The organism is Rhizobacter sp. P1_G5 (genome assembly GCF_056405435.1).
The window spans coordinates 1-8,684 of sequence record NZ_JBFUCB010000229.1 but is presented as its reverse complement, the minus strand read 5'-3'; the positions used below and the strand labels follow the sequence as shown (position 1 = coordinate 8,684).

Here is an 8,684-nt window from a genome sequence, read left to right as displayed (position 1 = left end):
GCGCCACAACCTGCCCGAATGGCTCGCCGAACGGCTGCAGGCCTCGCTCGGCGAGGAGTTCTGGCCGCTGGTGAACAGCCTCAACGAGGGCGCGCCGCTGGACCTGCGCGTCAACACCTTCAAGGCCAAGCGCGAGGACGTGCAGGCGGCGCTGGCCGCCAAGGGCATCGACGCGCAGCCGACGCCGTTCTCGCCGTGGGGCCTGCGGGTCCAGGGCAAGCCGGCGGTGAACAAGCTCGATGTCTTCACCGCGGGCGACGTGGAGGTGCAGGACGAGGGCAGCCAGCTGCTGGCGCTGATCACCGATGCCAAGCGCGGCGAGATGGTGGTGGATTTCTGCGCGGGGGCGGGCGGCAAGACGCTGGCGCTCGGCGCGTCGATGCGCAACACCGGGCGGCTCTACGCCTTCGACACCTCCGGCCACCGGTTGGCGGCGCTGAAGCCGCGGCTCGCGCGCAGCGGGTTGTCGAACGTCTACCCGGTGCAGATCACGCACGAGCGCGACGACCGCATCAAGCGGCTGGCCGGCAAGATCGATCGCGTGCTGGTCGACGCCCCCTGTTCGGGGCTGGGCACGCTGCGCCGCAATCCCGACCTGAAATGGCGCCAGTCGCCGGAATCGGTCGAGGAGCTGCGGGTCAAGCAGACCGCCATCCTCGACAGCGCGGCCCGGTTGCTGAAGCCCGGCGGCCGGCTCGTCTACGCGACCTGCAGCCTGCTGGAGGCCGAGAACGAAGGCATCGCGCAGGCCTTCAGCGAATCGCACGCCCGCGAGTTCACGCCGGTGGATGCGACCGCGGCGCTGGAGAAGGCGCATGCCGGCACGCCGGGCGAACTCGTCACGAACGGTTTCGTGCGTCTCTGGCCGAACCGGCACGCGACCGACGGGTTCTTTGCCGCAGTCTGGGAGCGCCGTTGATGCTGGTGGTGCCGCGGATGTGAGTGAGCGCTGACGGCTGGTGCGTTGATTTCGATCAATGCGCCACCATCTGCGGAACTGAATGGTGCAAACCCCGCTCTTCCATCGGGTTGTTTGTTGGGAGGGCCCCCTACAATGCGGGACCCGTTTCTTGTGTGACGGTGCAAAGGCGCTTTGATGAATCTGTTGATGACGGTCTGGGATGCTCTGGTGAACTGGCTGGCAAACGGCCTGGTCGAAACCACGTGGTGGCAAATTGTCATCATTGCGCTGGTTCTGACCCACATCACGATCGCATCCGTCACGATCTTCCTGCACCGCTCGCAAGCACACCGATCGCTCGATCTGCATGCGGCACCCTCGCACTTCTTCCGGCTGTGGCTGTGGCTGACGACCGGCATGGTGACCAAGGAGTGGGTCGCGATCCACCGCAAGCACCACGCGAAGTGCGAAACCCAGGAAGACCCGCACAGCCCGGTCGCCCACGGCATCAAGACCGTTCTGTTCACCGGCAGCGAGTTGTACCGCGCTGAAGCCAAGAACCAGGAGACGCTCTCCAAGTACGGCCACAACACGCCGGACGACTGGATCGAGCGCAACCTCTACACCCGCTACAGCTGGCAGGGCGTCGGCGTGATGCTGATCATCAACCTGACGCTGTTCGGCGCGATCGGCGCGACGATCTGGGCGATCCAGATGGCGTGGATCCCGATCACGGCTGCCGGCATCATCAATGGTCTCGGCCACTGGTGGGGCTACCGCAATTTCGAAGCGGTCGACGCCAGCACCAACATCTCGCCGTGGGGCATCATCATCGGCGGTGAGGAGTTGCACAACAACCACCACACCTACCCGACCTCGGCCAAGCTGTCGGTCAAGAAGTACGAGTTCGACATCGGCTGGGCCTACATCCGTGGGCTCGAGATGCTGGGCCTGGCCAAGGTCCGCAAGACGCCGCCGATGCTGCGCCTGGGCGACGTGAGGCCGGTCGCCGACTCGAAGACGCTGGAGGCGATCATCGCCAACCGCTACGAGGTGATGGCCAAGTACGCCGGCGGCCTGCGCGACGCCTGCCGTGCCGAGGTCAAGCGCCTGAAGGCCGAGGGCGTTGCCGCCGGCAGTGCCAAGCTGGCCAACATGCGCCTGGCGCGCCGCTGGCTGCACCGCGACGAGGACAAGATCCCGCATCACGTGAAGGCCCAGGTGGCGAGCGTCTGTGCCGACAGCCCGTCGCTGTCGAAGCTGGTGACGATGCGCGAAGAGTTGCGCCAGCTCTGGACCCGCACCAATGTGTCGGCCGAGCAGCTGGTGATCGACCTGCAGGCCTGGTGCAAGAAGGCCGAGGAGAGCGGGATCGCCGCGCTGCAGGAGTTTGCGGTCAAGCTGCGCGCTGCGCACGCCTGACGGCTTCGGTTTCCCCCGTTCGACCAAGAGCCCGCTTTTCGAGCGGGCTTTTTTGTGGGTGGCGATTCCCGGATTGGCATCCGGGCTGCACGACTCGCAGTCCGGATGCCAATCCGGGGTTCAGCGCCAAGCCGACAACAAAAAACCCGCCGGGCCTGCGCCGAGCGGGTTTCTGGTGAAGCGAGGCCGAATTACTTCAGCTTCATTTCCTTGTACATCACGTGCTTGCGAGCCTTCGGATCGAACTTCATGATCTCGAGCTTCTCGGGCGTCGTCTTCTTGTTCTTGTCGGTCGTGTAGAAGTGACCGGTGCCGGCTGACGATTCCAGCTTGATCTTTTCGCGTCCACCTTTTGCCATGATCAGCTCCTAATCAGAGTGCGCCGCGGGCGCGCAGATCCGCGACCACTTGCTCGATGCCGACCTTGTCGATCAGACGCAGTGCTGCGTTCGTGATGCGCAGGCGGACCCAGCGGTTTTCGGTTTCCAGCCAGAAGCGGCGGTACTGCAGGTTCGGCAGGAAACGACGCTTGGTCCGGTTGTTGGCGTGGGAAACATTGTTTCCCACCATCGGGCCCTTACCCGTTACTTGACAGACGCGTGCCATGACGCTTCTCCACTTGAATCTCGTTTCAGGAGTGGCACACAGAGCAGGCCTCGGATGAGGACATCGCTTTGGCTTGGTGGGTGCCTCTTCGAAAGCGGAGGCAGGCGCTTCAATGAAATGCCTGCCGCTTTCGGCAAAGACCGCGATTATAGCCAGCTTTTTGGACAGGCGCCAGTTCAGGCCGCACCCTGCTCCAGGAAGCGCTGCGCGTCCAGGGCGGCCATGCAGCCGGTGCCGGCGCTGGTGATGGCCTGGCGGTAGACGTGATCCTGCACGTCGCCGGCGGCGAACACGCCCGGCACGGTGGTCATCGTCGCGAAGCCGCCCAGGCCGCTGCGCGTGACGATGTAGCCGTCCTTCATCTCGAGCTGGCCCTTGAAGATGTCGGTGTTGGGCTGGTGGCCGATCGCGATGAAGCAGCCCTTGAGCGTCAGGTCGTTGGTGCGGCCGTCCTGCGTGCTCTTCAGCCGCACGCCGGTCACGCCCGACGCGTCGCCCAGCACTTCATCGAGCGTCTGCCACAGGTGCAGCTCCATCTTGCCGGCCTTGACCTTCTCGGCCACCTTGTCGATCAGGATGGCCTCGGCGCGGAACTTGTCGCGGCGGTGGATCAGGTGCACCTTGCGGGCGATGTTCGACAGGTACAGCGCTTCCTCGACCGCGGTGTTGCCGCCGCCGACCACGCAGACATCCTGGTCGCGGTAGAAGAAGCCGTCGCAGGTGGCGCAGCCGCTGACGCCGCGGCCCATGAAGGCTTCTTCCGACGGCAGGCCGATGTACTTGGCCGAGGCGCCGGTGCAGATGATCAGCGCGTCACAGGTGTAGGTGTTGGAATCGCCCTTCAGCGTGAACGGGCGTTTCGAGAAATCGACCTGGTTGATGTGGTCGAACACGATCTCGGTGTTGAAGCGCTCGGCATGCTGCAGGAAGCGCTGCATCAGGTCCGGTCCTTGCACGCCCATCACGTCGGCCGGCCAGTTGTCGACCTCGGTCGTCGTCATCAGCTGCCCGCCTTGCGCGATGCCGGTCACCAGCATCGGCTTCAGGTTGGCGCGGGCCGCGTAGATGGCGGCGGTGTAGCCGGCCGGGCCGGAGCCAAGAATGAGGACCTGGGCGTGCTTGGGGGTGCTGTTCATGAAGAAGCTCGACGGAAAACAGGTGGGCGCGCGTGGCGCAAAGGCAGCGGAATGACGGTCAACTGGCAGAAAAACGCCGCCGAGTCTGACATGGGGTTGACTCCGGCTGGTGTCAATCTGCGTAATGGTGACAATAGCGAAATTGTAGGAACTGTGAGTTTTTCACGTTTGCCGACAACCACCCCACACAGGAGGAAGTTCGATGGCCATGTTGTCCAATCTTGACCTCATTCGGCGCGTACCGCTGTTCTCGATGCTCACCAACGAGCAGGCGACGGCGATCGCCGACAGCGTCGTCAAGCGCCGCTTCCGCCGCGGTGAAATCGTCGTGGAGCATGGCAAGAAGTCGAATGCCCTCTTCATCCTGCTGACCGGCCGCGCCCGCGTGCTCACGTCCGATTCGCGCGGCCGCGAGGTCATCCTCGCGGTGCTGCAGCCGGGCGACTACGTCGGCGAGATGAGCCTGATCGACAACGAGCCGCACTCGGCCACCGTCCGGGCCGAGGTGCAGACCGACATGCTGATCCTCGGCCGCGCCGAGTTCGCACGCTGCCTGCCGGAGAACTCCAGCCTGTCGTACGCGATCATGCGCGGCCTGGTGTCGCGCCTGCGCAGCGCCGACCGCCAGATCGAGTCGCTCGCGCTGCTCGACGTCTACGGCCGGGTCGCGCGTTCGCTGCTCGACATGTCCGAGGACGACGGCGACGTGAAGATCATCCGCAACAAGGTGTCGCGCCAGGACCTGGCGAAGATCGTCGGCGCCTCGCGCGAGATGGTCAGCCGCGTGATGAAGGACCTCGAGGACCGCGGCATCGTCGAGACGCAGGAAAACGGCTCCGTCATCATCAAGGAGCGCCTGACGAGCGGTTGATCGACCACCCCGAGGGCGCTGCGGCGCGATCGGCCACAATCGCCGGATGACTTTTCCGCTCGGATCGCTTCGTGCCGACGGCGGCGCTGCCGCACCGAACCATGCCGCCCCGTCCGCCCAGGGCCAGGGTGGCACCTACACCCGCTCGGGCCCGGCGGGCAGTGACGCTGACGCCGACCGCGCCGGCCTGCGCACCCAGCTCGCGGTGCTGATCGGCGGCGCGCTGTGGCTGCTGGCCGTGCTGGCGCTGGCCACGCACCAGGCCGCCGACAGTGCGTTCTCCACCTCCGGCACCGCCGCCGCGGCGCTGAACAAGGCCGGCACGCTGGGCGCCTGGTTCTCCGACATCGCGTTCGTCGTGTTCGGCTACTCGGCCTGGTGGTTGGTCGCGATCGCGGCGCGCGCGTGGCTCTCGGCGCTGGCCCGGCTGCTGCGACATGGCGAGGATCCGGCTGCTCCCCGCGACAAGCGCCGGCCCGTCTGGGTTCTCTGGGTCGGCGTGCTGCTGCTGATGGCGGCCAGCACCGCACTCGAATGGACGCGGCTCTACCAGTGGGAATCGTTCGTCGCCGGCGGCCATGCCGGCGGCGTGCTCGGCTACCTGCTCGGTCCGGCCAGCATGAAATTGCTCGGCTTTGCCGGCTCCGGCGTGCTGTGGATCGCGATGCTGGTGGCCGGCAGCGCACTTGCATTTGGTTTCTCTTGGGTGCGCCTGGCCGAACGCATCGGCGCCTGGGTCGATTCGCTGCGCGAGCGCCGTGTCGAGCGCATCGAGCGCGCCGAAGACCACCGCCTGGGCGAACAGGCGCTGCGCGAGCGCGAGCACATCGTCGAGGTCGAGCACCAGCTGGCCGAGGACCACGCGCCGATCGTCATCGAGACGCCGGTCGTCGAGGTGCCGAAGTCGGAGCGCGTCGTCAAGGAGCGCCAGAAGCCGCTCTTCACCGAACTGACCGACACCAAGCTGCCCCAGGTCGACCTGCTCGACGCCGCGCCTGGCCGCATGGAGACGGTGACGCCCGAGACGCTCGAGATGACCTCGCGGCTGATCGAGAAGAAGCTGAAGGACTTCGGCGTCGAGGTGCGCGTGGTGGCCGCCTCGCCGGGCCCGGTGATCACGCGCTACGAGATCGAGCCGGCCACTGGCGTGAAGGGCTCGCAGGTCGTCAACCTCGCGAAGGACCTGGCGCGCTCGCTGAGCCTGGTCAGCATCCGCGTCGTCGAGACGATCCCCGGCAAGAACTACATGGCGCTGGAGCTGCCGAACGCGAAGCGGCAGACGATCCGGCTGTCCGAGATCCTCGGCTCGCAGGTCTACAACGATGCGTCGTCGCAGCTGACGATGGGCCTGGGCAAGGACATCGTCGGCGGCCCGGTGGTGGCCGATCTCGCGAAGATGCCGCACTGCCTGGTGGCCGGCACCACCGGCTCGGGCAAGTCGGTGGGCATCAACGCGATGATCCTGAGCCTGCTGTACAAGGCCGAGGCGCGGGACGTCCGGCTGATCCTGATCGATCCGAAGATGCTCGAGATGAGCGTCTACGAAGGCATCCCGCACCTGCTGGCGCCGGTGGTCACCGACATGAAGCACGCGGCCAACGCGCTGAACTGGTGCGTCGGCGAGATGGAGCGGCGCTACAAGCTGATGAGCAAGCTGGGCGTGCGCAACCTGAGCGGCTACAACAAGAAGATCGCCGATGCCGCCGAACGCGGCGAGACGCTCGGCAACCCGTTTAGCCTGACGCCCGAGCAGCCCGAGCCGCTGGAGCGCCTGCCGTTCGTCGTGGTGGTGATCGACGAGCTGGCCGACCTGATGATGGTGGTCGGCAAGAAGATCGAGGAGCTGATCGCCCGCCTCGCGCAGAAGGCGCGCGCGGCCGGCATCCACCTGATCCTCGCGACGCAGCGGCCGAGCGTCGACGTGATCACCGGCCTGATCAAGGCCAACATCCCGACGCGCCTGTCGTTCCAGGTCAGCAGCAAGATCGACAGCCGCACCATCCTCGACCAGATGGGCGCCGAGGCGCTGCTCGGCATGGGCGACATGCTGTACATGCCCTCGGGCACCGGCCTGCCGATCCGCGTGCACGGCGCCTACGTCAGCGACGAAGAGGTGCACCGCGTCGTCAAGTACCTGAAGGAGCAGGGCGAGCCGAACTACATCGAGGGCATCCTCGAGGGCGGCACGCTCGACACCGAAGGCGGCGATGCCGCGCCGGGTGCCGCAGGCGAAGGCGGCGGCGAGGCCGACCCGATGTACGACCAGGCGGTCGGCATCGTGCTGCAGCACCGGCGCGCGTCGATCTCGCTGGTGCAGCGCCACCTGCGCATCGGCTACAACCGCGCGGCCCGGCTGCTGGAACAAATGGAGAAATCCGGGCTCGTAACTGCCATGTCCACCAACGGCAACCGCGACATCGTCGTGCCCAATCGTGATGAATGATGCGATGACTGACCGCCCCCGCCGCATGAAGACGGTTCGTTCACTGGTGGCGCTGCTGCTTGCCACCGCGGCCGCCGCGGYCCACGCCGACGCGGTCGACACGCTGCGCGAGTTCGTGCGCGACGTGAAGAGCGGCAAGGCCGCGTTCACGCAGACCGTCACCGCGCCCGACGGCGTCAAGAAGAAGAACTCCAGCGGCACCTTCGAGTTCGCGCGCCCGAACCGCTTCCGCTTCGCCTACGCGAAGCCGGTCAACCAGCTGATCGTGGCCGATGGGCAGAAGGTCTGGATCTACGACGCCGACMTGAACCAGGCCAGCTCGCGCAAGCTGACGCAGGCGCTCGGCGCGACGCCGGCCGCGCTGCTGGCCGGCGGCTCGCTCGAGAAGGACTTCGAGCTCGCGCCGCTKCCCGACAAGGACGGCCTGTCGTGGGTGCTGGCGACGCCGAAGGCCAAGGACAGCGCGTTCCAGGCGGTGCGCRTCGGCTTCAAGGCGAAAGACCTGGCCGCGATCGAGATCACCGACGGCTTCGGCCAGCGCTCGCTGCTGCAGTTCAACGGTTTCGCGGCGAACGCGGCGATCACACCCGACAGCTTCGTCTTCACCGTGCCGAAGGGTGCGGACCTGATCGAGCAGTGATCATTCACGATGGCCGAGCAGCAATTGCCCTTCTTCGATGAAGCCGAGGCCGACCGCCAGGCGCCGCTCGCTGAACGGCTTCGCCCGCGCACGCTGAACGAGGTGATCGGCCAGCAGCAGCTGCTCGGCGAGGGCAAGCCGCTGCGCGTCGCGTTCGAATCGGGCCGGCTGCATTCGATGATCCTGTGGGGGCCGCCGGGCGTCGGCAAGACGACGCTGGCGCGGCTGATGTCGGATGCGTTCGATGCGCAGTTCATCGCGATCTCGGCGGTGCTCGGCGGCGTGAAGGACATCCGCGAGGCCGTCGAGCGCGCCAATGCGGCCCGCACGAGCGGCCGGCGCACGGTGGTGTTCGTCGACGAGGTGCACCGCTTCAACAAGGCGCAGCAGGATGCCTTCCTGCCGCACGTCGAATCGGGCCTGTTCACCTTCATCGGCGCGACCACCGAGAACCCGTCGTTCGAGGTCAACTCGGCGCTGCTGTCGCGTGCCACGGTGCATGTGCTGAAGAGCCTGGACGATGCCGACATGGCCACGCTGCTCGAGCGCGCCCGCGCGCTGCTGGCAGCGCCGCCGATGAGCGAGGCGGCGGCGAAGCGGCTGATCGGCTATGCCGACGGCGACGCCCGGCGCCTGCTGAACGCCTACGAGAACCTGGTGCGCAT

The 8,684-nt window shown here is 66.6% G+C and carries 9 protein-coding genes; 6 read left to right on the top strand and 3 right to left on the bottom strand.

Features of this window, described 5'->3' with window-relative positions; all coding sequences use genetic code 11:
* On the top strand, window positions 1-919 hold a 919-nt coding region (locus AC1D12_RS16835), incomplete at its 5' end, for an RsmB/NOP family class I SAM-dependent RNA methyltransferase (RefSeq protein ID WP_477841663.1).
* Window positions 920-1,108: 189 nt separating this feature from the next.
* Window positions 1,109-2,323: a DesA family fatty acid desaturase gene (locus AC1D12_RS16830; RefSeq protein ID WP_465114284.1), complete on the top strand. Its 1,215-nt coding sequence runs from the start codon at window positions 1,109-1,111 to the stop codon at window positions 2,321-2,323.
* A 191-nt stretch (window positions 2,324-2,514) separates the two neighbouring features.
* Here AC1D12_RS16830 and rpmG read toward each other — a convergent pair whose 3' ends face one another.
* The 3 genes from rpmG to trxB all read right to left on the bottom strand — a co-directional run bounded on the left by rpmG (window position 2,515) and on the right by trxB (window position 4,065).
* Entirely contained in the window at window positions 2,515-2,682 is a 168-nt protein-coding gene (gene rpmG, locus AC1D12_RS16825) for a 50S ribosomal protein L33 (protein ID WP_047507524.1), read from the bottom strand.
* A gap of 13 nt (window positions 2,683-2,695) precedes the next feature.
* The gene (rpmB, locus tag AC1D12_RS16820) at window positions 2,696-2,929 is read right to left on the bottom strand and encodes a 50S ribosomal protein L28 (RefSeq protein ID WP_047507526.1); all 234 of its coding nucleotides are present in this window, start codon (window positions 2,927-2,929) and stop codon (window positions 2,696-2,698) included.
* A gap of 176 nt (window positions 2,930-3,105) precedes the next feature.
* A complete protein-coding gene (gene trxB / locus AC1D12_RS16815; RefSeq protein WP_047507528.1) occupies window positions 3,106-4,065 on the bottom strand; it encodes a thioredoxin-disulfide reductase in 960 nt (319 codons plus the stop codon).
* A gap of 202 nt (window positions 4,066-4,267) precedes the next feature.
* On the opposite strand from trxB, the gene AC1D12_RS16810 reads away from it, so the two are divergent.
* The 4 genes from AC1D12_RS16810 to AC1D12_RS16795 form a co-directional block, all read left to right on the top strand.
* A complete protein-coding gene (locus AC1D12_RS16810) occupies window positions 4,268-4,936 on the top strand; it encodes a Crp/Fnr family transcriptional regulator (protein ID WP_047507530.1) in 669 nt (222 codons plus the stop codon).
* Between the two features lie 46 nt (window positions 4,937-4,982).
* Window positions 4,983-7,379, top strand: a complete 2,397-nt coding sequence (locus AC1D12_RS16805; RefSeq protein ID WP_477825497.1) for a DNA translocase FtsK — start codon at window positions 4,983-4,985, stop codon at window positions 7,377-7,379.
* Between the two features lie 4 nt (window positions 7,380-7,383).
* Window positions 7,384-8,019 carry an outer membrane lipoprotein periplasmic chaperone LolA gene (gene lolA / locus AC1D12_RS16800; RefSeq protein WP_477841661.1) on the top strand — a complete coding sequence of 212 codons (636 nt, stop codon included), beginning with the start codon at window positions 7,384-7,386 and terminating at the stop codon, window positions 8,017-8,019.
* 9 nt (window positions 8,020-8,028) lie between these two features.
* Window positions 8,029-8,684: AAA family ATPase (locus AC1D12_RS16795; RefSeq protein WP_477841659.1), on the top strand; the 656-nt coding region annotated here is incomplete at its 3' end.

What these genes read in the sequence shown, in the direction of transcription:
- AC1D12_RS16830 (WP_465114284.1), top strand. Translation starts at nt 1,109, where the DNA reads ATGACGGTCTGGGATGCTCTGGTGAACTGGCTGGCAAACGGCCTGGTC.
- rpmG (WP_047507524.1), bottom strand. Translation starts at nt 2,682, where the DNA reads ATGGCAAAAGGTGGACGCGAAAAGATCAAGCTGGAATCGTCAGCCGGC.
- rpmB (WP_047507526.1), bottom strand. Translation starts at nt 2,929, where the DNA reads ATGGCACGCGTCTGTCAAGTAACGGGTAAGGGCCCGATGGTGGGAAAC.
- trxB (WP_047507528.1), bottom strand. Translation starts at nt 4,065, where the DNA reads ATGAACAGCACCCCCAAGCACGCCCAGGTCCTCATTCTTGGCTCCGGC.
- AC1D12_RS16810 (WP_047507530.1), top strand. Translation starts at nt 4,268, where the DNA reads ATGGCCATGTTGTCCAATCTTGACCTCATTCGGCGCGTACCGCTGTTC.
- AC1D12_RS16805 (WP_477825497.1), top strand. Translation starts at nt 4,983, where the DNA reads ATGACTTTTCCGCTCGGATCGCTTCGTGCCGACGGCGGCGCTGCCGCA.